This is a genomic window from Paenibacillus sp. GCM10023252 (assembly GCF_042653305.1).
Lineage (GTDB): Bacteria > Bacillota > Bacilli > Paenibacillales > Paenibacillaceae > Pristimantibacillus.
In genome coordinates, this window is sequence record NZ_JBHSHW010000001.1 from 324730 (window position 1) to 346979 (window position 22250).

General features: G+C 54.8%; 21 protein-coding genes. 2 read left to right on the forward strand and 19 right to left on the reverse strand.

The window, feature by feature from the left end:
* Window positions 1–10: 10 nt before the first annotated feature.
* Window positions 11–1393, reverse strand: coding sequence for a DUF2515 domain-containing protein (locus tag ACFO9Q_RS01580; RefSeq protein ID WP_379177938.1), 1383 nt, complete (start codon window positions 1391–1393; stop codon window positions 11–13).
* Between the two features lie 141 nt (window positions 1394–1534).
* On the opposite strand from ACFO9Q_RS01580, the gene ACFO9Q_RS01585 reads away from it, so the two are divergent.
* Entirely contained in the window at window positions 1535–2233 is a 699-nt protein-coding gene (locus tag ACFO9Q_RS01585) for an SOS response-associated peptidase (protein ID WP_379177940.1), read from the forward strand.
* 91 nt (window positions 2234–2324) lie between these two features.
* Here ACFO9Q_RS01585 and ACFO9Q_RS01590 read toward each other — a convergent pair whose 3' ends face one another.
* The 5 genes from ACFO9Q_RS01590 to ACFO9Q_RS01610 all read right to left on the reverse strand — a co-directional run bounded on the left by ACFO9Q_RS01590 (window position 2325) and on the right by ACFO9Q_RS01610 (window position 7804).
* The gene (locus ACFO9Q_RS01590) at window positions 2325–2612 is read right to left on the reverse strand and encodes a stage VI sporulation protein F (RefSeq protein ID WP_379177942.1); all 288 of its coding nucleotides are present in this window, start codon (window positions 2610–2612) and stop codon (window positions 2325–2327) included.
* A gap of 73 nt (window positions 2613–2685) precedes the next feature.
* Complete coding sequence (recG, locus tag ACFO9Q_RS01595; protein WP_379177944.1) at window positions 2686–4737, reverse strand: ATP-dependent DNA helicase RecG; 2052 nt, start codon at window positions 4735–4737, stop codon at window positions 2686–2688.
* 13 nt (window positions 4738–4750) lie between these two features.
* The gene (locus ACFO9Q_RS01600; protein WP_379177946.1) at window positions 4751–5608 is read right to left on the reverse strand and encodes a DegV family protein; all 858 of its coding nucleotides are present in this window, start codon (window positions 5606–5608) and stop codon (window positions 4751–4753) included.
* A gap of 19 nt (window positions 5609–5627) precedes the next feature.
* Window positions 5628–7388: a DAK2 domain-containing protein gene (locus tag ACFO9Q_RS01605; protein ID WP_379178042.1), complete on the reverse strand. Its 1761-nt coding sequence runs from the start codon at window positions 7386–7388 to the stop codon at window positions 5628–5630.
* A 56-nt stretch (window positions 7389–7444) separates the two neighbouring features.
* Window positions 7445–7804, reverse strand: coding sequence for an Asp23/Gls24 family envelope stress response protein (locus tag ACFO9Q_RS01610; protein ID WP_379177948.1), 360 nt, complete (start codon window positions 7802–7804; stop codon window positions 7445–7447).
* Window positions 7805–8125: 321 nt separating this feature from the next.
* Here ACFO9Q_RS01610 and rpmB point away from each other — a divergent pair, with 321 nt between their 5' ends.
* A complete protein-coding gene (gene rpmB / locus ACFO9Q_RS01615; RefSeq protein ID WP_379177950.1) occupies window positions 8126–8314 on the forward strand; it encodes a 50S ribosomal protein L28 in 189 nt (62 codons plus the stop codon).
* 146 nt (window positions 8315–8460) lie between these two features.
* Here rpmB and spoVM read toward each other — a convergent pair whose 3' ends face one another.
* The 13 genes from spoVM to clpP form a co-directional block, all read right to left on the reverse strand.
* Entirely contained in the window at window positions 8461–8541 is an 81-nt protein-coding gene (gene spoVM, locus ACFO9Q_RS01620) for a stage V sporulation protein SpoVM (RefSeq protein WP_010345573.1), read from the reverse strand.
* 147 nt (window positions 8542–8688) lie between these two features.
* Window positions 8689–8973, reverse strand: coding sequence for a hypothetical protein (locus tag ACFO9Q_RS01625; RefSeq protein ID WP_379177952.1), 285 nt, complete (start codon window positions 8971–8973; stop codon window positions 8689–8691).
* 11 nt (window positions 8974–8984) lie between these two features.
* Complete coding sequence (rpe, locus tag ACFO9Q_RS01630) at window positions 8985–9629, reverse strand: ribulose-phosphate 3-epimerase (RefSeq protein WP_379177954.1); 645 nt, start codon at window positions 9627–9629, stop codon at window positions 8985–8987.
* Between the two features lie 7 nt (window positions 9630–9636).
* On the reverse strand, window positions 9637–10572 hold the full coding sequence (rsgA, locus tag ACFO9Q_RS01635) for a ribosome small subunit-dependent GTPase A (protein WP_379177956.1): 936 nt from the start codon (window positions 10570–10572) through the stop codon (window positions 9637–9639).
* Complete coding sequence (gene pknB / locus ACFO9Q_RS01640) at window positions 10562–12640, reverse strand: Stk1 family PASTA domain-containing Ser/Thr kinase (protein ID WP_379177958.1); 2079 nt, start codon at window positions 12638–12640, stop codon at window positions 10562–10564. Before pknB ends, rsgA begins: the two co-directional genes overlap by 11 nt.
* A gap of 16 nt (window positions 12641–12656) precedes the next feature.
* Window positions 12657–13406, reverse strand: coding sequence for a Stp1/IreP family PP2C-type Ser/Thr phosphatase (locus ACFO9Q_RS01645; RefSeq protein WP_379177960.1), 750 nt, complete (start codon window positions 13404–13406; stop codon window positions 12657–12659).
* Between the two features lie 5 nt (window positions 13407–13411).
* The gene (gene rlmN / locus ACFO9Q_RS01650; RefSeq protein ID WP_379178044.1) at window positions 13412–14458 is read right to left on the reverse strand and encodes a 23S rRNA (adenine(2503)-C(2))-methyltransferase RlmN; all 1047 of its coding nucleotides are present in this window, start codon (window positions 14456–14458) and stop codon (window positions 13412–13414) included.
* A gap of 137 nt (window positions 14459–14595) precedes the next feature.
* On the reverse strand, window positions 14596–16101 hold the full coding sequence (rsmB, locus tag ACFO9Q_RS01655; protein ID WP_379177962.1) for a 16S rRNA (cytosine(967)-C(5))-methyltransferase RsmB: 1506 nt from the start codon (window positions 16099–16101) through the stop codon (window positions 14596–14598).
* A complete protein-coding gene (gene fmt, locus ACFO9Q_RS01660) occupies window positions 16098–17081 on the reverse strand; it encodes a methionyl-tRNA formyltransferase (protein WP_379177964.1) in 984 nt (327 codons plus the stop codon). The genes rsmB and fmt overlap by 4 nt, the downstream gene beginning before the upstream one ends.
* A 5-nt stretch (window positions 17082–17086) precedes the next feature.
* A complete protein-coding gene (def, locus tag ACFO9Q_RS01665) occupies window positions 17087–17644 on the reverse strand; it encodes a peptide deformylase (RefSeq protein WP_379177966.1) in 558 nt (185 codons plus the stop codon).
* Between the two features lie 43 nt (window positions 17645–17687).
* Window positions 17688–20198: a primosomal protein N' gene (gene priA, locus ACFO9Q_RS01670; protein ID WP_379177968.1), complete on the reverse strand. Its 2511-nt coding sequence runs from the start codon at window positions 20196–20198 to the stop codon at window positions 17688–17690.
* Window positions 20195–21412, reverse strand: a complete 1218-nt coding sequence (gene coaBC / locus ACFO9Q_RS01675; RefSeq protein WP_379177970.1) for a bifunctional phosphopantothenoylcysteine decarboxylase/phosphopantothenate--cysteine ligase CoaBC — start codon at window positions 21410–21412, stop codon at window positions 20195–20197. The genes priA and coaBC overlap by 4 nt, the downstream gene beginning before the upstream one ends.
* Window positions 21413–21656: 244 nt before the next feature.
* On the reverse strand, window positions 21657–22250 hold the full coding sequence (clpP, locus tag ACFO9Q_RS01680) for an ATP-dependent Clp endopeptidase proteolytic subunit ClpP (protein WP_379177972.1): 594 nt from the start codon (window positions 22248–22250) through the stop codon (window positions 21657–21659).

A 22250-nucleotide genomic window follows, 5' to 3' on the forward strand; every position in this document is an offset into this window, starting at 1 on the left:
ACCATGACCTTCACGGCCTCTGGGTAGGATGACTCGCCTGCTCACCAGCCGAGCTCCCTGGGAGCTGCTGAGCAGCCAGCACCGCCAGCTCAATCTTATTCAGCAGGAAGCTGTATTCATTAGTCATCTCGAACGATCGGGGGAGAGGAAGCTTCCGGAAGTAAGGGGTAATCGGACGCTCCGGCGGGAACCAGTCGCCTGGCTCAGCCGCCTCCAGCGGTTGATCCTGCCATGCGGCGCCCAGCTCAGGGCTGTAGAGCGGCGCTGCTCCCGGAGCAAGCCCGCGGCCGCTCAGCCGCTCCTGATAGAGCTTCTGCGGAGCAGCCTCACGCACTGCGGCGAATAGATGAGGCGCATAATCGCGGCGCGACCCCGAATGGCGGACACGGCGAACGAATCGCAGCGCCCCCTCGCGCACCTCTGCCACACCGAACAGCATCGCATACAGCCGCTTGCCGAACTCAATTCGCTCCTGTAGATTCTCGAAGTTCTCCAGCACGAGCCCCGCCAGCCTCAGCTCCCCGCTTAAGTGATAGGGGAATACGACCGCATTGAGCTGAAGCATCGACTGCATGCCGAAGAACATCGTATGAAGCACCCTCTGCTGGTAGAATGGATGCCGAACAACACGGCCTTCAATGTAATGCTGTTCATTCACAATGAGTGCAACGGTCAGAGGAACAGGGTCCCGACGCTCCCAGAACTGCTCCCACACCGGCCGCATGAACCGGGATATGCCTAAGGAAGGCAGCAGGTGGAACAGTCCGCGCCGCTCTCTCAGAGAGGCTTCATACAGGAGCAATTGGGGATACGCATCTTGGAAAATCAACATATTAGCCCGCTCCAGGAAGCGGAAAACCGCCTCCCGCTTCTCCTCTCCAAGCAATCGCGGCAGCAGCTCCCCCTGCAGATCGGTCATATTCCAGCCTCCGTTACGCGATACCAGGTGCGCGAGCAGCGCCCAATGCAGCTCCGGCAAGCGCCCATAGATGGCCCGATAGGCTTCCGTCCGTGTCACATTGTTGCGATTGAGCGCTTCGGTCTCCGACCGAATGCGCCTCACGAGAGTAAGCTCAGCCGGAGTCAGTCCCTCCGCCCCATATGCGGTCATGCCGCTGTCCGTCCAGCTGCCCAGCGGCATAGCGGCCTCCAGCTTATACTCACTCCCCCCTTGGCCCAGTCCCTTGTGCTGCAGCGCAATAACCTTCCATTCAGCCGCCAGCTGTGCAGCAGCCTTCGGCTCCAGCACAAGCGGCAGAGCACCCTCCGCCATGTGGTGCGAAGCGGATAAGCTGTGCCATTTGCCAGCGGCATAAGCATAAGCGGCAGCGGGCAAGCCAATGAGCCGCATCAGCCAGCTTGCGGTTCCTTTTCCTTTTGCAAGACGATTCATCTCTTAAGCACTCCTCGCTCGTTGTACCACCCAGTATGAGCCAATTCATCCCATGACATGCAACACACCGCGATGCACACCTGCCTTGCGGCATTGTATAATAGGGCTGCAGCAATCTGTGCGAGAGAGGCGGAGGTTCCGATGTGCGGAAGATTCACCATCACAGTCTCCATCGAGGAGCTAATGATGCGATATATGATTGAAGGGGATGTCCTTATTCCTTATCACGTCCCGAGGTACAACGTCGCTCCAAGCCAGAGTGTGCTCGCTGTCATCCATGATGGGGAGAAGAACAAGCTGGGTGAGCTGCAGTGGGGACTTATTCCGCCTTGGGCAGACAGCCCGAAGACGGGCTTGTCGATGATTAATGCAAGGTCGGAGAGCGCGGCCGCGAAGCCTGCCTTCAAGACAGCGCTCCGCCGCAAGCGCTGCATCATCCCGGCCGACGGCTTCTATGAGTGGCAGACCACTTCCTCTGGCAAGCAGCCGATGCGCATCGTTCGGAAGGATCGGGGAATCTTCTCCATGGCCGGGCTGTACGAGACGTGGACGAGTGGCGATGGTGCCAGGATCAGCTCCTGCACCATACTGACGACTGCACCGAACGAGCTCATGGCGCCCATCCATGACCGGATGCCCGTCATTCTGCGCCGCGAGGATGAACCCCACTGGCTGGATCGGCGGATCGTGGAGCCGGGGCAGCTGGAGCAGCTGCTGAAGCCTTACGCGGCTGGGGAGCTTGAGGCTTATCCCGTGGCTGCCGCTGTAGGCAATGCGCGCAGAGACAACGCTGATTGTATAGAGCCTATCCAGCTGGACGAGCAGCTCGGGTTATGGTGAGGGGTGAGCGAGGGTGACTGCGGGCGAGCCTGATATTTACACACGTGCACGCACGCTATCTATATATAAAAAAAAAATGCTGACCCGAAGGTCAGCGGAACATGCCCCATAGCTTGAGCAAATGGAATGTATTATTGGGATCGATCTTCTGCGCAAGCACAAAGGCAACGATCTGGTCCTCCTGTGTGTCCGTAAGCGGCTCCTTCAGAATCGAGGAAGCCGACTTCACGAGCTTCTTCACCTTGGGGCGGTCCTGCAGATCATACTTGGTCACATTGCCGAGCAGCAGTCTAATCTTGTCCTTCACTGCAGGATTCTTCAGCTTCAGCTTCACGCGCTCGACGAACTGAGGCGGAATGCCATACTTCTGATAACTCACGTTCCTCGCACACCTCCATCCGGACATCCGATTCCCATCGGTTAACTATATGCCGGAAGGGGGCGGATGTTGCTTAATCGAGCTGTTCCCCTTGGAAAATCGCGTCCTTCTGCAAGATCGCACGAATGCGCGCATAAGAAGGATTGCTCCAGAAATCTTCGCGCGCTGTCAACTCCCCGGCATCGTCGCGGGCGGTCTCCAGCACCTCATAATCCGCCACCATATCGGCGATGCGGAACTCTGGCACCCCGCTCTGCTTCGTCCCGAAGAAGTCCCCGGGACCTCGCAGGTCAAGGTCTCGCCGCGCCACTTCGAAGCCGTCATCCGTATCGGTCATGACCTTCATCCGCTCTCGCCCGTTCTCCGACTTCGGATCAGCTACCAGCACACAATACGATTGATGGGCATCCCGGCCGACGCGGCCCCTGAGCTGATGAAGCTGGGACAAGCCGAATCGCTCGGCGTCCATAATGACCATCAGCGTGGCATTCGGAACGTCAACACCTACCTCGACCACCGTAGTCGCGACGAGCACCTGCGTCTCGTTCCGTCCGAATTCGCCCATGACGGCATCCTTGTCTGCAGCGGACAGACGGCCGTGCAGCAGCCCTACCTTCAGATCGGGGAAGGCCTGCTGCATCTGGACGTGGATGTCGATCGCATTCTGCACGTCAAGCTTCTCCGACTCCTCGATCAGCGGACAGATGATATAGGCCTGCCGCCCAGCGCTTACCTCACGGCGGATGAAGCCCAGTACCCGCTCCATCATCTCATGCTTCACCCAGTACGTCTTGATGGGCTTGCGTCCATGCGGCCTCTCGCGAAGCGTCGATACGTCCATATCGCCGAATGCCGAGATGGCCAGCGTTCGAGGAATGGGAGTCGCGGTCATAGTCAGCACATCGGGAGCCATCCCCTTGCGCCGGAGAATGCTTCGCTGGTTCACCCCGAAGCGATGCTGCTCGTCGGTCACCACGAGTCCTAGACTGCGGAAGTACACATCCTCCTGAATAAGAGCGTGGGTGCCGACCACGATATCAATGATGCCCATCTGCATCCCGGCGAGCACATCCCTCCGCTTCCGCTCAGTGAGGCTTCCTGTCAGCAGGCCAATCTCGATGCCCGTATCCGCGAACAGCTTGCGCAAGGAGCGCACATGCTGCTCAGCAAGAATCTCGGTTGGTACCATTAGAGCCCCCTGATGTCCGGACTTGACAGCTCCATACAAGGCAATAGCCGCTACGACCGTCTTGCCTGCGCCTACATCACCTTGGAGCAGTCGATTCATGCAGGAGGGCTGACGCATATTGACGAGAATCTCATTAATGACCTTCTTCTGCGAATCGGTCAGCTCGAAGGGCAAGGTCGCGGCGAAGGCTCGAATGCTCTCTGCGTCAATCTGATGGGCAATCCCATCTGCACGCTTCCGATTAAGCGCCCGGTAGGCCTGCAGCTTCAGCTGGAACAGGAAGAGCTCCTCATAGACCATTCGATGGCGGGCGGATAGCCCTTCCTTCACATCGTCTGGGAGGTGGATTCGCTTCACCGCTTCTCCCCTGGCCATCAGCTTATGCCTCTCCACCAGCTCGTAGGGAAGCACCTCTTCAATCATGGCCCCGTACTGCAGCAGCGCCTGCTTCATCGTCTTGCGCATCCACGCTTGAGTAATGGCGCCGCCAACCGAGTAGACTGGCTGTAGCGTGCCCGACTTCGCAGCACCTCCACGGTCCGGGAACTCTGAATCGGTCGCGGTAAGCTGCCGCCGATTCTGATCCCACTTGCCTGTCACGACAATCTCACGGCCAGGGACGAGCTGGTCCTGAAGGAATTGACGATTGAACCACGTTGCCGTAATGAGCATCTGCTCCATCTCAATCTTGCAGCTGAGCCGAGACTTCGCCTTGCCGTATCTCTGCAGCGTCGGGCTGCTGCGGATAACGCCCTGCACCGTTACCTTGTCTCCATCCTTCACATCTGCCAGCTCGCGAATCCGGTAATCCTCATACCGATACGGGTAATAATCCAATAAGTCGGCAACTGTATGAATGCCAAAGGCGTGAAGCTCTTGTTCCTTAGGAGCGCTCACGCCTCTGATCTGCCGAACGGTTAATTGTTCAAGCATCATGTCTATCTATCCCTTATACCTTATACATGAAGACAGCTGAAGTTCCTGGACCTACATGCGTTCCAATGACAGCTCCCAGCTTCGTATAAGTAATATCGCGCACGTTGAAGCTGCTCTTCACCTGCTCGCACAGCTCCATAGCCATCTCATTACGCTGCGACCACGCAATCATAATGTCAACGGGCTCATCCGGTCCGAAGTCTTGCTTCAGCAGCTCGATAATACGGCCCAGCGCCTTCTTCTGCCCGCGAACCTTGTCGACCGCATGGACCTCACCCTCATTCGTAATGGACAATATCGGCTTAATATTAAGAATAGATCCAATTAAGGCAGAAGCCTTGCCGATACGTCCGCCCTTCTGCAGATACTCCAGCGTATCTACGAGGAAGTAGAGATGCAGTCCGCTAGCAAGCCGAGCATCGTTCTCTAGTATCTCTTCCTTCGACTTGCCAGCCTTCGCCAGCTTCGCAGCGGCCACTACGCGGAAGCCGAAGCCATAGGAGGCGGACTTCGAATCAACGACCGTAATATCATGGTACCCTTCCAGCATGGACTGTCCGAGCACGGCAGATTGATACGTGCCGCTCATCGCGGACGAGAGGTGGAAGGATAGGATGGGCGCGTTCGCATCTTCTACGAGAAGCTGCTCATAGACCTCCATGAACTCGATCGGCGAAGGCTGTGAAGTTGTGGGCAATTGACTGGATGCTTGCAGCTTCTCATAGAACTCATCCGACCCGATGGTTACGGCGTCTGCATATACCTCTTCACCGAACAATACCTTCAGCGGAACCATCACAATGCCAAGTTCCTCTCTGATCTCCTGCGGGATGTCCGAAGTACTGTCAGTTAGAATACGGACCTTACTCACTAGAACCCCTCCAACTTATTCATTCTACCGCGAACAGATAAGGATACAACGGCTGTCCGCCTGCTTGTACTTCAATCTCTAGATCCGGGTAATTCTGCTCTGTCCATTCCGTTAGGATCGTCAGGTCAGCTTCAGTCGCATCCTCACCTGCGATTATGGTGAGCAGATCGCCCCCCTTGGCCAGCATCTGAGCTAACAGCCCTTGGCAAGCTTCATTCAGATTCGGATGGGAGATAACGATAGCCTTCTCCTGAATGCCAATGTAATCCCCTTCACGAATGTCGACACCGTCAATGGACGTATCGCGCACCGCTTGGGTAACTTGCCCGGAGAGCACACCGGCTGCTGCCGACTTCATCCACTCGCGATTCCGCTCTGCGGATTCATTCTCCTTGAAGGCCATCACTGCCGCCAGTCCTTGGGGAATCGTCTTCGTCGGGATGACCGTGACACTGCGCTCACTCAGCTCAGCCGCTTGCTCGGCGGCGAGAATAATGTTGCCATTGTTCGGCAGCAGGAAGATATGCTCGGCAGGCAGCGCCTCAATCGCCTTAACGAAGTCCTCTGTGCTCGGATTCATCGTCTGGCCGCCGGACAGGACGATATCCACATCACTGTCAAGGAATATATTCGCAATGCCTTCTCCCATAGCCACAGCTACAATGCCGAAGGCTGCCCATTCATGCACTTCCCCTGGAGGAACAGCCTGAACAGCCGTACCGGCCAACACCTCCGCCGGAGAGAACAGCTCGCTGCCGATATAGGCTGCCGTCGCGGCTTCAGCAGGCTGAGCCGCTTCGCTGTCCAGTAGATCTCTATGCTGCTCACGCATATTGAGAATATGAATGTCAGTCAACTCACCGTAAGGAAGCGCCAGATTAAGCACATCCCCCGGTCTGCGTGAATGGACATGCACCTTAATAATATCGTCTTCCGTAATGACTAAGATCGAATCGCCGTCCTTCGACAACGCCTGCTTGAAGGCAGCCTCGTTGAAGGATGGTACCGATCCGCCAGCCAGCTTGCGATTAATGAAGAACTCCATGTCATAGAGGAACTCTATGGCTTCAGTCGTGAGTCGGGACTGTGCGGATGTGAACTCGTCACCCCGCTTAGGAGCAGCGCTGGATGGAACAGCTACCTCTTCAGGACGCGCTGCCTCTGCCCACAGGCTGAATTCATCCTCCAGCGTGCCGCCGTCAGCAGCGGACAGACTGCGAAGGAACCCCTCGTAGATGAATACCAATCCTTGTCCGCCGGAATCGACAACCCCGACCTGCTTCAGTACAGGCAGCAAGTCAGGAGTACGCTGCAGCGACTCATTCGCCCGTGCATGCACCTCCTGCATGAGCTCCACGACATCATTCGTTCGACGTGCATACTGTACGGCATACTTGGCTGTATCCTTAGCCACTGTAAGGATTGTTCCTTCGACTGGCTTCACGACCGCCTTGTAGGCCATATCCACTCCTTGTTGAAGAGCAGCAGCAATCTGAACTGTGCCCGCTTCCTCCAGTCCGGCCAGCGCCTTGGAGAATCCACGGAACAGCTGGGATAGAATAACGCCAGAGTTCCCCCGTGCTCCCATCAGCAGCCCCTTGGATAGAGCTTCAGAAGCCTTGGCAATTGATGTCGAAGGCTTGCTGCGCAGCTCGCGCACCCCGGAGACAATCGTCAGATTCATATTCGTTCCCGTATCGCCGTCCGGCACCGGGAACACATTCAATGCGTTCACTCGGTCTACATTACGCGATAGGAGATCCGCACCGAGCAGTGCCATTGAGGCAAAATCAGTTCCGTTTATGAAGCGCTTACTCAACTAAAATTCCCCTTCCGCTAACTGGATACACGTACATCTTGAACAAAAATATGGACCTGGTCCACTTTTAGACCGATCACGTCATTCAACACATATTTAACTTTCGATTGTATGTTATGTGCAACTTCGGATATTTTGGTTCCATAGCTTACGATGATGTGTAAATCAATGTGTAATAGTTCATGTTCTCTTCTTACTTCAACGCCGCGGGACAGATTATCTCTGCCCAATAGCTCTGCGATGCCGTCCTTCAATTGCTTGCGTGAAGCCATTCCGACAAGCCCATAACAATCCATAGCCGCTGAGCCGGCGATGACCGCTATGCAATCGTCTGTTACAAATATTTTTCCAAGTTCGGTGCTAAGCTGCAGAGGCATGGAAATACACTCCTTTACCGTATGTATTATGGACTAGACACCATTGTACTATAAACCGGGACTTTATTGAAGTCCGTTCATTATATAAGATTAACATTCCCACTATTGACCACTTTCCTACTCCTTCATACAATTACTTTTTAGGTTGAACACTCCCCTGAATTGTGATAACATATTGAAGTATGTTTATGTGCAGTCCCCTTCTAATCGAAGAGGATTTGCTGACGCTAATGAACTAGGAGTTCTGCAGCTGCAGAACACTTAAGCTTATGGCTTATGTCGAACTTGTAAGTTTGACCATTTTTGAAGGAGGTGTATTCGATGTCTCGCAAATGTTTCATTACAGGCAAGGCGCCAGGTAAAGGCAACCATGTATCCCATGCTAACAACAAGAATCGTCGTTCATGGGGTGTTAACGTTCAGAAGGTTCGCATTCTAGTTAACGGTAAGCCGAAGCGTGTCTATGTCAGCGCTCGCGCACTGAAGACGCTCAAGCTTGCTCGCGTATAATGGATTCAATCCAAAATGTTAAAAAGCACCTGGAATCAGGTGCTTTTTTTTGTTGAATACAAGCAGGAGGGGCTGCGACCGCCCTGCCTGTATCTTCTGTACATTAAGCTGACGCTGATTATCGTTCGACGGCAGTAGCTTCGGGCCTAATTTTTCTGGAAGGTATTCAGTATTGCCTTGACGAACCCGCCCAAAAATTTCGGCAGCTTAATTGTGTAGAATTTCATGCCCATCCCTCCTCAGACACGCTCATCGAATTCACGAATGCCCACTCTTCCTATTACATTCTCCAACCAATAAAAAGGTTACACGAACCTTAGTTCATGTAACCATCCTATGCGGCGTAAAGCCGTCCTATTCCATTGTGGAATGCGCTAGGCACCCTGCAGCATACTGTTGAAAGCGTCGGGATTCTGAGCGTATCTGACTAATGCGATAATGAGCGTGAGGAGCAGATAATAAAAAACTGAAAGTCCGATAAACCCTGCTCTCAGACCAATTCCCTCAAACCTCCGGAAGAAGCGGATGCCAATGTAGATCGCAAGCAGTGAGAAACCGAATCGGAGCAAGCTTGGAATCGTAGCGAACAGCGCCAGCATGCCTCCGCACAAAAAAGCGTACCAAATGAGCCAGAAGGCTATCTTCCACTTATTCCCCATCTCCAGCTCCTCTATCGCAGTGCTGCAATTGCAGCCGCGCGGTCATTCTCTCCGAATATGGCATTGCCGGCAACAAGCACATTAGCGCCTGCCTCGCGAACGAGCGCTACAGTCGACTGATTAATGCCGCCGTCCACTTGAATATGGGTATCCTTGCGGCCGCGTTCGTCCAGCATAGCTCTAAGCTGGCGAAGCTTGCCTAGGGAAGATGGGATGAAGCTCTGGCCGCCGAAGCCTGGATTCACCGTCATGATGAGAACGAGGTCTACGTCATCCAGTACAGCCTCCAGCGCGGATACTGGCGTGCCCGGGTTAATCGCGACTCCTGCAGGCAAGCCAAGCTCCTTAATAAGGTGTATGGTACGATGGAGATGAACGCATGCCTCGGCATGGACCGTAATTCGGTCCGCACCGGCAGCGGCGTAAGCTGCAATAGAATCATCCGGGCGCTCAATCATTAAGTGAACATCGAACGGAAGCTTCGTATAGGAACGAACGGCCCCTATAATTGGCGGACCGAAGGTTAGATTAGGTACGAAGTGTCCGTCCATGACGTCAATATGAATCCAGTCGCCGCCCGCTGCTTCTGCGTCTCTGATTTCATCACCCAAGCGGGCAAAATCTGCGGATAAGATGGAAGGTGCGATGATGGACATACTGCTCTTAATACCTCCGTTTTTTTTCTTTCATCTCCGCCAGGAACAAGACATAATTCTCATGGCGGCTGGCTGCGAGTCGACCATCGGCAACAGCAGCGAGAACGGCGCAGCTAGGCTCGTGGGTATGCGTGCAGCCTCGGAACTTGCATTGGGGCGCCAGCTCCCGCATATCTCGGAAGCAGTATCCGAGATCCTCAATGCCCAGCTCCTCGAAGTCAAGCTGGCTGAATCCCGGAGTGTCTGCGACTAGCCCGCCTCCAATATCGATTAACTCGACATGTCTGGTCGTATGCTTGCCGCGGCCCAGCCGATTCGAGATCTCATTCGTCTCCAGCGTTAGGCCGGGTACAATGGCATTCAGCAGTGAGGACTTGCCCACCCCGGATTGTCCAGCGAAGACCGCTACATGACCTTGAAGCCTCTTGTGCAACGCATCAATGCCGGAGCCCCTTCGTGAGCTGGTGCCGTATACTTCATATCCGATCGGCTCATAGATGCGGTGAACCGAAGCTGCTGATTCCTTCGCCTCCTCCGATTCCGAGCCGCTCTCCTCCAGGTCCTGCTTGCTCAGACAGAGAACGGCCTCAATGCCGGCATGCTCGATATGAAGCAGGAACTTATCCAGCAGCTGCAGATTCAGAGCAGGCTCTGTGACCGAGAAGACAAGAATGGCAAGGTCAACGTTAGCGACCTGAGGGCGAATAAGCTCTGAAGAGCGGGGCAGCAGCTCATCGACCATGCCTTCCCCGTTCTCCGTCAAGCTGTACAGCACATGGTCCCCAACGAGCGGTGTAAGACCTTTTTTCTTAAGAATCCCCCTGCCTCTGCATTGTATGGAGACAGAGTCGGACGCAGCTCCGTCCGGTCTTACGTAATAATATCCGCTTAACGCCTTAACGATCTGTCCTCTTAGCTGTGCATGGCTCGAGCTAGTTGTCATTGTTAGCCTCGCTGTCATTGTTGCTAGTCTGAGTATTGGCCGGCTCATCCGCCGGAGGCTCGGTTGCACCCGCAGGCGCATCCGGCGCCAGCGTCCCGCCTGCCAACGCTTCTTCATAAGTGACCGGGTAAGTGTCGATGTATTGTCCGTCTCTTGTAACAGAGATTAAGGCATCATTGTCAGGGTCGACTACAACCTTGACCGATAATCTCTGCATATCGGTAATCTGACGCTTGCCCCATTCTATATTCTCTCCAGTGGCATCATTGTAGACGATACGCACTTCACTGGCCTTGCCAGCTACTGCGGGCGAGATATCCAACTGGAAGGTCGCTTCAATTGCATCCTTAGGGAAGCCGGAAGCAACAGTAATGGACACCTTGGCACCCTTCGTGACCGCTTCGCCTGCCTTGTACGGGGATTGATCAAGCACGGTCCCCTTCTTCGCATAGCTTGGCGTCCGAACAATATCCTCCTGATCAATGACAAGGTCGTTAGCCTTGATCATATCCAGCGCTTCCTTCTCTGTCATACCTGTCAGATCTGGCATCTTGAACGTCTCAGGTCCCTTGGAGACTGTGAAGGTGAACTGTTCTGTCTCTGGATCGAACGGCACTCCGCCGTCGGGCGTCTGATCAATAATGATACCCGGATCCTTGTCGCTGAATTCCTCTCTCACATCGATCTGAGTATCCCTGTCCACACCTAGATCTGCCAGCTGCTGAAGAGCCGATTCAAGAGTCTGTCCAATCTGAGATTCCAGTTGAGACAGCGGCGGACCGTCGCTGACATAGAGCTTAACTGTAGAGCCTTCCTTAGCCATCATATTCGACTTCGTCTGGTCATACACCTGGTCCTTCGGAACGTCCTTCTTGAATTGACGTACAACAGGTTCTTCAACCTCGAGCCCGGCATCGGTCAGCTCCTTGCGAGCTTCATCTAACGTCTTCCCAATGACATAAGGCACCTTCACTTCCGGAGCATCCAGTCGTCCCAGCAGATAGATGAACCCTGCGATAATCAGTGCAAGGATGACGAGCGTCACCCCTACAATCGTTACCGGACGCTTCCACCCGCGCTTCCGCTGATCATCGAGCTTGCCAGTGTCCCATTGCTGCTCCTTGCCTGAGAGAGTGGCAGTCGGTACCGCCGTTCCCTCTACAGAGCGCATCTCCTTCAGTGCAGGCATGACCCTAGTCTCATCCAAGTCGTGATCACTTGTGAAGACAGCCTTCGGCTCGCGCAGACGCTCGGGCTTCAAGCATGTCTCCAAGTCATGCATCATCTCCTGCGCGGAGTTGTAGCGTTCATTAGGATTCTTGCGCATGGAGCGCAGAATGACATTCTCGACACTCTGCGGAATATGCGGATTAACGACCCGCGGCTCTTCGAAGTTCTCTTGGAGATGCTTCAGCGCCACGCTGATCGGACTCTCTCCCAGGAATGGCAGCTTCGCCGTCAGCATCTGATAGAGCACGATGCCGAGGGAATAGAGATCGGACTTCTCCCCGGTCGATATCCCCTTCGCATGCTCAGGGGAGAAGTAGTGAACGGAGCCGACAACTGAGCCAGTCTGCGTAATTGTAGACGAAGTGACTGCTCGGGCAATTCCGAAGTCGGTCACCTTAACTCGTCCATTCTTCCCGATGAGAATATTGTGCGGCTTAATGTCGCGATGAATAATCTGATTATGATGAGCATGGTCGAGCGCATCGCAGATCTGCTGCGCGATTCGAACCGATTCCTCTGTCTGCAGAGGAGCACGCTCTTGTATAATTTCATTCAGGTTATGACCTTCAATGTATTCCATAACAATATAATGAATGTCTTCCTCCTGCCCAACATCATAGATGCTGACGACATTCGGATGGGAGAGCGACGCTGCTGACTGCGCTTCTCTGCGGAAGCGGCGGATGAACTCCTCGTCATGCACGAATTGCTGACGAAGCACCTTCACCGCAACCTTGCGATTCAGCAGCACATCATGCGCCTTGTACACCAGCGCCATTCCGCCGCCGCCTATGCGCGTCAGAATCTCGTAGCGTCCCCCTAGATCATGTCCTATCATGAGCGTTCCACCCCTCTCAATTCGCGGCTTCGTCTTGCAGGAGGACGACCGTAATATTATCGTCTCCTCCGGCATGCAGCGCCAACTGAATGAGACGTTCCGCCTTCGTATCCAGATCGGAGTCCGGATTGCTCACCATGAGCAGCATGACTTCGTCGCTGACCATATTGCTGAGGCCGTCGCTGCATAGCAGCAGAATATCGCCCTCCGCCAGCGTTAGAGTCTGAACATCTACTTCCACTTCGGCATCTGTACCAACCGCACGTGTAATGACATTGCGCCGAGGGTGGTGAGCGGCTTCCTCTGCCGTCACTTGCCCTGACTTCACAAGCTCATTCACGAGCGTATGGTCTTCCGTTAATTGTTCTATTCGGTTCTGTGTAATACGATATGCTCGCGAGTCACCAATATGTCCAATGATGACCTCACGATTCACATGCAAGGTAGCTACGATTGTAGTTCCCATATTATGGTACTGTTCATTGCGAGAAGCAATGTCATAGACCGCATCATTCGCGCGAAGAATGGCTTGACGTATGAGCATCTTGCCCTCATCAACGGTCAAGCCTTCCTTGCTCGCAGATTCTGACAAGGTCTCACGGAACGCTTCCACAGCCAGTTGACTGGCTACATCGCCTGCTTGGTGCCCGCCCATACCGTCTGCAACGATCGCAAGCGTAATCCCATTGTCAAGCTGACCGACCCAGGATCGATCTTCATTGATCGAACGAACGCGTCCGATATCACTGCGGTTAGCCGTAATCAACCTGTTCACCTCGCCGTGGATTCCATATGTTTGGCCCTTAACTGGCCGCAGGCGGCTGCGATATCATGTCCCTGCTCTCTGCGTATGGTCACATTAACCTTATGCTTCTCCAGCACGCGCTGGAATTCGAAGATATCATCACGCGGAGTCCGCTCGTAATCCCGTTCCGGCACATAGTTAACCGGGATTAGGTTGACGTGGCAGAGCATCCCCTTAAGCACCCTGCCGAGCTCATCCGCATGCTCTGGACGATCATTCACTCCCCCGATCAGCGCGTATTCGAACGTAATTCGGCGCCCTGTCTTGGCGAGATAGTAATGGCAGGCTTCCAGCACTTCATCGAGCGGATAACGGCGGTTGACCGGCATCAGCTTCGAGCGGAGCTCATCATTCGGAGCGTGGATGGACAGAGCCAGATTAATCTGCGTGTTCTCTTCAGCGAACTTATACATGCTTGGAACGATTCCGCTGGTAGACACCGTAATGTGGCGCTGACCGATGTTAAGACCCTTCTCATGAATCATAATTCGTAGGAAAGCCATCGTAGCGTCATAGTTCTCGAACGGCTCGCCGGAGCCCATAATGACAATGGAGGATACACGTTCACCCGTTGCATCCAACGCCTGCTGGGCAGTTACCACTTGGGCTACGATCTCCCCAGCCGTCAGGTTCCGCTTCAATCCGCCAAGCGTGGAAGCACAGAAAGTGCAGCCGATACGGCAGCCTACCTGAGTAGTCACACAGATGCTGTTCCCGTAATTATGGCGCATCACAACCGTCTCAATAGCATGGTTGTCATATAGGCCGAATAGGAACTTAACCGTCCCATCCTTCGATTCCAGCTTCGTAATCTCCTGAAGCTTCACGAATTGGAACTGGCTCTCGAGCTTGTCTCGAAGCCCCTTCGGCAAGTTCGTCATATCCTCGAAGCTCTTCACCCGCTTCACATAGAGCCAGTCGAACAGCTGGCCCGCACGGAAGGCAGGCTCCTTGTTCTCCTTGACCCATTCTTGAAGCATCTCGAGCGTATAGTCATAAATAAACGGCTTCATGCCTTCATCATAGATGAATGGCTTATATTGTTCCATGTCACCACACCTGTACCTTTATTTGAACGGCAGACTTCCCGAGTCTAGCCGTTGATTGATTTATTTTACCACAAACGCCCATGATCAGTCACATGAACCGCCTAGGCTTGCCTGCGCATGCGGGCAATGTAGAAGCCGTCGCTGCCATAATGCTGGGGGAGCAGCTGGGCTTGCCCGTCGAAGGAGCTGTCAATTGCACCCGCTTCGGTCAGCCTCTGAAGCACTTCTTCCGGCCATTCGAGGTCTAACACGAATTCAGGATGGCGAGACAGGAAGCTTCGAATCTGCTCTTCGTTCTCCTCAAGCTCGATCGTGCATGTGCTGTATACGAGGACGCCGCCCGGCTTCACGAGCGGGCATACCGCATCAAGCAGAGAGCTCTGCAGCTTCGCGATCGCATGAATATCGGCCAAGGACTTGGTCCACTTAATCTCAGGCTTACGCCGAATGACCCCAAGACCAGAGCATGGCGCATCAAGCAGTACAGCGTCCATGGAGGCAGGAGCGAATCGATCTCCAAGCTTCATGGCATCCTCTGTAATGGCTTCTACATTGTTCAGGCCGAGTCTGGCCGACTGCTCATTAATCAAGTCCCGCTTATGCGGGTGGAGATCATTCGCCCATACCTTGCCCTTGTTCTGCATAAGCTCGGCCATATGAGTCGTCTTCCCTCCGGGTGCCGCACAGCAATCGAGCACCTTCATGCCCGCTTGCGGAGCAACGACCTCGGCCACAAGCATCGAGCTCTCATCCTGAACCGTCCACAGACCATCACGGTATTCAATGGTGTCAGCCAGATTGCCTCCGCGCTTCACCACGATGCCAGCAGGCGCGGCAGGAGATGGCGCTGCGTCGTACTGCTCCTCTGCAAGGCGGGATAATGCCTCCTCGCGAGACAGCCGAAGCCGGTTCACACGGAGAGAGGAATGAGGCTGCTCATTGCCGGCTCTGCAGATTGCTTCAGCGGTGCTGATCCCATAGGAGTCAATCCAGCGCTGCACTAGCCACTCCGGATAGGAATGGCGCAGCGCCAGCTCCTCCGCTGGACGGCTGCTGGAGATGCTGGCCTCTGTCAGCTCTGCTCTGCCGCGGTCAACGCTGCGCAGGACACCGTTCACCATCCCGGATATGCCGGAATGTCCCCGTCGCTTAGCGATCGTTACGGCTTCGTTAACCGCCGCATGAGGCGGAATTCGATCCAGATAGAGCAGCTGGTAGGCGCTCATCCTGAGCAGCTGGTGAACCCAAGGCTCCAGCTTGTGCAGCCCCTTCGCGACGAACTTGCCCAGCCAGTGGTCCAGTGTCGCTTGCCGCTGAATCGTACCGTAGACCAGCTCTGTCGCAAGTGCCGCATCGGCCCTTGGCAGATCTGCATCCTGCAGCGCTCGATTCAGCTGCAGATTGCTGTATGCGCCAGATTCAGCCACGCGTACGAGCGTGTCCAGCGCAACCTCTCTCGGCGTACGCTTCTTGCGCCCTCCCGCAGCTGCTTGCCCGCCAGAGCTTGGCTGCGGCTGCTTGCCGGGCCGGCGATTAGCAGACTTAGCGCTAGCATTCTTCGTCGTCTTCGTCTTCGTCTTCGTTGGTAACTGCTTATTGTCCGTCATGCTCCATCACCGCCGCCTAGAATTGTACCCGGTTGGAGCTTAGTCCCCTTCAGCCACTCAGACACCGGCATCGCCTTCTTGCCCGACGGCTGAATGACGGTTACGAGCAGAGGACCGCTGCCTGTCTGCACGGTAATTCCCTGTGGTTCAACCTTGAGGACGGTGCCTGCACCTGCTGCCTTACTTGTACCCGCCGCTTCACTTGAAGCCGCCTCAGCAGCAGCCTGTCCAAGGTTGCCGCAAGCCCATACCTTGAACACCTCTCCGTTCAAGGTCGTGAAGGCACCTGCCATAGGAGACAGGCCGCGCACCTGATCGTAGATCTGACGAGCTGAGCGTGACCAATTAATCTGCTCATCCTCGCGCTTCAGGTTAGGAGCATAAGTCGCCTCCTCCTCCGCTTGAGGGACTGCCTGCACTTCGCCGGCAATGAGCTTAGGCATCGTCTCGGCGAGCAGCTTAGCCCCTGCTAGGCTTAGCTTCTCGAACAAGGTGCCAGACGTATCCTCATCCGTAATCGGCACTTCCACCTTAGAGATCATGTCCCCGGTGTCCAGTCCCTCGGCCATGTACATAATCGTAACTCCGGTTACCTTCTCCCCGTTCATAATGGAACGCTGAATAGGCGCGCCGCCCCGATACTTCGGCAGCAGCGAGCCATGTACATTAATGCAGCCTAGCCTCGGCAGCTCCAGTACAGACTTAGGGAGGATCTGCCCATAGGCAGCGGTCACGATGAGGTCCGGCTCGTAAGCAGCCAGCTCCGCCACTGCTTCAGCATTGCGCATCCGCTCCGGCTGCAGAATCGGCAGACCGAGGGCAAGAGCCGCTTCCTTAAGCGGAGGAGGCGTAAGCGTCCGCTTACGCCCCTTAGGCCGGTCTGGCTGCGTAACTACCGCAACGATGTTATATCCTTGCTCAAGCAAGGTATGAAGAGAGGGGACGGCGAATTCCGGCGTCCCCATGAATACGATTCTCATGCTGTCTACTCGCCGCCTTTGTTCGGAGTGCCGGACTTCTTCACGCGTATTGGCCGCTCCGAGCTCTCTGACCATTCCCCGCTCTCTGCCCGGTCCGCTCTCTCCGAGATATCATAGATACTCTCCGCTAGATCCGTGAACAGAATGCCGTTCAGATGATCGACCTCATGCTGGAAGGCACGTGCCAGGAACCCCGTCGCTTCCACGGTAATCGGGTTGCCATCGCGGTCCTGACCCTTCACCACGACGCGCTCAGCCCGTCTAACATCACCGTTCAGGTTCGTAATGCTCAGGCAGCCTTCCGGGCCGAACTGCTCCCCGTCCTGTTCGATAATCTCAGGGTTCACCATCTCAATCAAGCCGTGCTCATCGCCCACATCTACGACAATCACTCGCTTCGTGATGCCGATCTGAGGAGCTGCTAGGCCAACCCCTTCTGCATCATACATCGTCTCTGCCATGTCCTTGAGCAGCTTATGCAGATTAGAGTTGAACTTCGTTACTTCCTTGGCAATCTCCCGCAATACGGGATCTGGATCTTGTACAATTAATCGAATGGCCATGAGGCTTCCCTCTCTTTACTATAGTTAAGTAGTGCTGGATAGATTATAGAATCATCTGCGGATCAACATCGACGCTGAATTGAACCTGCCGCTGCGGCGGACCTTCAGTGAATGGCTTCAGAGCCTTGCGAATCAAGGCGGATGCGTCTATACTACCACGATATTTTATCATACATTGAAAACGGTAGCGATCTTTCATTCTGGCGATCGGCGAAGCGACAGGTCCAAGCACGTCAAGCGCGCGCGGCACGGGCCGCTCCAGCGGGCCAAGCCAGCCCTCTTCCGCGGCTAATTCACGCAGCTTAGAAGAGAACTGATCAGCGACCGTCGTCAGCAGCGTAAGCTGCTCATGCGACATCGTAACGAGAATGAGACGGCAGAATGGCGGGTAGCCCATCACTCTGCGATGGCGAAGCTCCTCATAGACGAAGGATTCGTAATCATGCTGCTGTGCCGTCGTAATTGCATAGTGCTCAGGAGTATAGGTCTGAACGACCACTTCACCCGGCAGATGATGCCGCCCTGCCCGCCCGGCTACTTGAGTCAGCAGCTGGAAGGTACGCTCACCGGCACGGAAGTCAGGCAGATTGAGCGACGTATCGGCAGCGATAACACCGACAAGCGTCACATGGGGAAAATCAAGCCCCTTGGCCACCATCTGGGTGCCCAGCAAAATATCTGCCTCACGATTCCCGAATTGCTTCAGCAGCCTCTCATGCGATCCCTTCTCCGTCGTCGTATCAACGTCCATGCGAACAACCCGAACGCCCGGGAACAGCTTAGCGAGCTCTTCTTCGACCCGCTGTGTTCCTGTTCCAAAATACCGGATATGCTCGCTGCTGCACGACGGGCAGGCCGATGGAGCCATCTCGGCATATCCGCAGTAGTGGCATCTCATATTCCTCGACTTCTGGTGATACGTGAGCGAGATGTCGCAATGCGGACAGGCAGCCGTATATCCACAGGATCGACACATGACGAACGTTGAATACCCTCGCCGATTAAGAAGCAGCACCGACTGCTCACCCCGCTCCAGCCTGGAAGCCAGCCCTTGATGGAGCAAGCGGGAGAACATCGAGCGATTGCCAGCCTGCAGCTCCTCACGCATATCAATGACCGTGACCGGAGGCATCGGACGGCCCTCCACACGATGGGGCATAGGGAGCATCGCTGCCCCGCGAGCATCATCCTTATTACTGCCTGCTGCAGGTAATGTGGAACGCGATGCAGCGGCATATGATTCCAGCGACGGAGTCGCAGATCCGAGTACAACTGCTGCCCCATGCAGCTTGGCACGCTTCACTGCGACGTCACGAGCATGATACTTCGGACTCTCTTCCTGCTTGTAGGAAGATTCGTGCTCCTCGTCAATAATAATGAGGCCGATTCGCTCGAACGGGGCGAAGATGGCCGAACGCGCACCAATCGCTACCTGAACCTGTCTGCTGCGAATCTTGCGCCACTCATCGTAACGCTCCCCGCTAGACAGCCGGCTATGGAGGACGGCGACCGCATCGCCGAAGCGCCCCTTGAATCGTTCAACCATCTGTGGAGTCAGCGAGATCTCCGGCACGAGCACAATGGCTTGACGTTCCTGCTCCAAGCAATGCTGAATCGCTTGCAGGTAGACCTCGGTCTTGCCGCTTCCCGTCACCCCGTGCAGCAGGAATACTTGAGACTGCTGACGATCGACAGCGGCAGCAAGCTCACCGTATACCGCTCTCTGCTCATCCGTCAGTGGAAGAGGCTTCGTCCTGGCGAAATCCCGGTTCGCATAAGGATCCCTTCCCTGCTCCACCTCTCGAAGCTGAAGCAGCCCCTTCTCAGCGAGCGACTTCACGCTAGAAGCCGTTGCTCCTGCTTCCACTAGCAGCGCTTGGAGTGCGATAGGCTCTTCTCTCTCCAGCATATAAGCTAACAGCTCTCGCTGCTTGGCGGAACGAGCGGGCAATGCGGCAAGCGCAGCTTGCCCTGCTTGCTTGTCGTCCGGAGGATATACCGTGAGCACTCGCTTCACCGCAAGCCGATCTCGGATGGAAGCACGCTGAATTAACAGGCCAGAGCTAATCGCTTCCTTAATCTCCCTCGCATACATCGGGAACTGGTCCTGCAGCTGCTCCAGCTTAACCTTGGAATGGCTCCTCTCCAGGAGCCATTCCACCAAGTCTACAGGAAGATTAGAGGCGTAATCCTCACGGTCTCCAAGCTGCACCGTTCGCTCGACCTTGCCCTTAAGCGCAGCAGGGATCATAGCTTGCAGGGAAGCAATCCAAGAGCAGCAATACTTATCGCTCATCCACCTGGCAAGCTCAATAAGGTCGGGAAGCAGCGGGGGTACGGTATCTAACAGTTCAGTTACCGGCTTAAGCTTCGAGGAATCCACTTCAGAGTGTGGAGAGAGCTCCGTGACGAAGCCTTGCAGCACTCTGCCTCCGAAGGGGACGCCGACACGACTGCCGACTTCAATCCAGACTGCCATATGAGGCGGAACCTCGTAGTCGAACGGCCGGTCCGTCTGCCGGCTTGGCACGTCTACGATCACTCTAGCAATCATAGACCCGCGCTCTCCCTGCGCAGTGGAAGTCGATCTGCAATGATAGTCATGAGCCGATTGGCAGCTTCCCGCTTCGTCATGAGAGGCAGTGACTCTAGAAGTCCTTCCGCACTATACACCTGCATAATATTCGTGTCCCCGTTGAATCCAGCGCCTTCCGCACTAACATCATTGGCGACCAAGAGGTCGCAATGCTTGCGGCGCAGCTTATCCATTGCATAATGCTCGATCTGCTCGGTCTCTGCGGCGAAGCCGACAAGGAATTGCTGCTGCTTCCGCTCGCCGAGCGCAGCCAGAATATCCGTCGTTCTCTCCAGCTCCAACACCAGCTTCTCGCCTGTCTTCTTAATCTTGCGCTGCTGTACCGCTGCCGGACGATAGTCGGCAACCGCTGCCGACTTGACAACGATATCGGTATTATCATATTCATGTAATGCCGCGTTCAGCATCTGTTCAGCCGATTCGACCGAGATGAGGCGAACGCCTGCTGGAACAGCAGCAGCTGTCCGGCCTGCAATCAAGGTCACTTGTGCGCCCATATCCCGCGCAGCCTCTGCGATAGCGAAGCCCATCTTGCCAGAGGAGTCATTCGTTAAGTACCTTACAGGATCTAGCCGCTCCATCGTACCGCCGGCCGTCACGAGCACGCGCTTTCCCTCCAGCCTCTTGCTTCTGCGGAAGAAGGCTTGAACAGCAGCCACGATATCCTCGGGCTCTGCCAATCTGCCCTTCGCCACGTAGCCGCATGCAAGCTGCCCTGTGCCAGGCTCCACATACATGACGCCCCGCGAAGCAAGCAGCTCCAGATTGTGTACCACTGCAGGATGCTCATACATATGTACATTCATTGCCGGAGCAACGAGGATTGGACAGGTTGCGGCAAGCAGTGTTGTACTAAGCATATCATCGGCCAGACCATTCGCCATCTTGCCTATGACGTTCGCCGTCGCCGGTGCGATGACAATGAGGTCGGCATGGTCAGCCAGATCAATATGTGATACAACAGCAGCATCCCGCTCGTCGAACGTATCCGTATAGACTGGATGCCGGGATAACGTCTGCAGCGTTAGAGGAGTGATGAACTTGGCTGCGGAATCGGTCATAATGACTCTTACATCCGCGCCAGCCTGGACTAGCTTGCTGCATAGCGCTGCCCCCTTATAAGCCGCAATGCCGCCTGTAATGCCAAGAATAATGGATTTGCCTGTTAGCATGTGGATTTCCCCCGTAATTCTATAAGTCTGCAGCTGAGATCATACCCATCAATATAAGCTTATCCTATCATATCACACAAGAACGTCAATTCTAGCCCGCTCCGCATACGGCGTGGCCAGCTTCGTCTCACAGAAAAAAATACCAATAGACATAAATCTATGATATCATAAATTAAGCGAACAAATGTTCTTTTTTATGAGAAATAAGAAAACAAGCTGCCAATCGGCAGCTTGTCAGTTCATTCTATATAGCTTGGGCATGTGAGGGTAAAACCTTATCAATGAGCCCGTAAGCAGCGGCTTCCTCTGCAGTCATATAACGGTCCCGGTCTGAATCAAGCAGGAGCTGTTCGTCTGTCTGACCTGTATGGTGTGCGAGCAGGCTGTTAATCCTGCTGCGGGTTCGGAGGATGTGATCTGCGTGGATGAGAATATCCGAGGCTTGGCCTTGCGTGCCTCCAAGCGGCTGATGAATCATCACTTCGCTGTTAGGCAGGGCATAACGCTTGCCAGCTGTCCCTCCTGCGAGCAGCACAGCACCGAAGCTGGCGGCCATGCCTAAGCAGATAGTCGATACGTCAGGCTTGATATACTGCATCGTATCGTAGATGCTGAACCCTGCCGTTACCGACCCTCCTGGGGAATTAATATACATCTGGATGTCTCTGTCAGGATCATCGGCAGCTAGGAACAGCAATTGAGCAACGACCGCATTCGCGAGCGTCTCATCTATAGCAGATCCGACCATAATGATTCGGTCCTTAAGCAGCCGGGAGTAGATATCGTAGCTCCGCTCCCCGCGATTGCTTGTTTCCACCACATAAGGGATTAATGTCAT

Coding starts and splice junctions, on each gene's coding strand:
- ACFO9Q_RS01580 (WP_379177938.1), bottom strand. CDS start 1,393: ATGAATCGTCTTGCAAAAGGAAAAGGAACCGCAAGCTGGCTGATGCGG.
- ACFO9Q_RS01585 (WP_379177940.1), top strand. CDS start 1,535: ATGTGCGGAAGATTCACCATCACAGTCTCCATCGAGGAGCTAATGATG.
- recG (WP_379177944.1), bottom strand. CDS start 4,737: ATGATGCTTGAACAATTAACCGTTCGGCAGATCAGAGGCGTGAGCGCT.
- ACFO9Q_RS01605 (WP_379178042.1), bottom strand. CDS start 7,388: ATGGCACTGCTCGGTGCGGATCTCCTATCGCGTAATGTAGACCGAGTG.
- ACFO9Q_RS01610 (WP_379177948.1), bottom strand. CDS start 7,804: ATGCCTCTGCAGCTTAGCACCGAACTTGGAAAAATATTTGTAACAGAC.
- rpmB (WP_379177950.1), top strand. CDS start 8,126: ATGTCTCGCAAATGTTTCATTACAGGCAAGGCGCCAGGTAAAGGCAAC.
- spoVM (WP_010345573.1), bottom strand. CDS start 8,541: ATGAAATTCTACACAATTAAGCTGCCGAAATTTTTGGGCGGGTTCGTC.
- ACFO9Q_RS01625 (WP_379177952.1), bottom strand. CDS start 8,973: ATGGGGAATAAGTGGAAGATAGCCTTCTGGCTCATTTGGTACGCTTTT.
- rpe (WP_379177954.1), bottom strand. CDS start 9,629: ATGTCCATCATCGCACCTTCCATCTTATCCGCAGATTTTGCCCGCTTG.
- rsgA (WP_379177956.1), bottom strand. CDS start 10,572: ATGACAACTAGCTCGAGCCATGCACAGCTAAGAGGACAGATCGTTAAG.
- pknB (WP_379177958.1), bottom strand. CDS start 12,640: ATGATAGGACATGATCTAGGGGGACGCTACGAGATTCTGACGCGCATA.
- rlmN (WP_379178044.1), bottom strand. CDS start 14,458: ATGAAGCCGTTTATTTATGACTATACGCTCGAGATGCTTCAAGAATGG.
- rsmB (WP_379177962.1), bottom strand. CDS start 16,101: ATGACGGACAATAAGCAGTTACCAACGAAGACGAAGACGAAGACGACG.
- fmt (WP_379177964.1), bottom strand. CDS start 17,081: ATGAGAATCGTATTCATGGGGACGCCGGAATTCGCCGTCCCCTCTCTT.
- def (WP_379177966.1), bottom strand. CDS start 17,644: ATGGCCATTCGATTAATTGTACAAGATCCAGATCCCGTATTGCGGGAG.
- priA (WP_379177968.1), bottom strand. CDS start 20,198: ATGATTGCTAGAGTGATCGTAGACGTGCCAAGCCGGCAGACGGACCGG.
- coaBC (WP_379177970.1), bottom strand. CDS start 21,412: ATGCTAACAGGCAAATCCATTATTCTTGGCATTACAGGCGGCATTGCG.
- clpP (WP_379177972.1), bottom strand. CDS start 22,250: ATGACATTAATCCCTTATGTGGTGGAAACAAGCAATCGCGGGGAGCGG.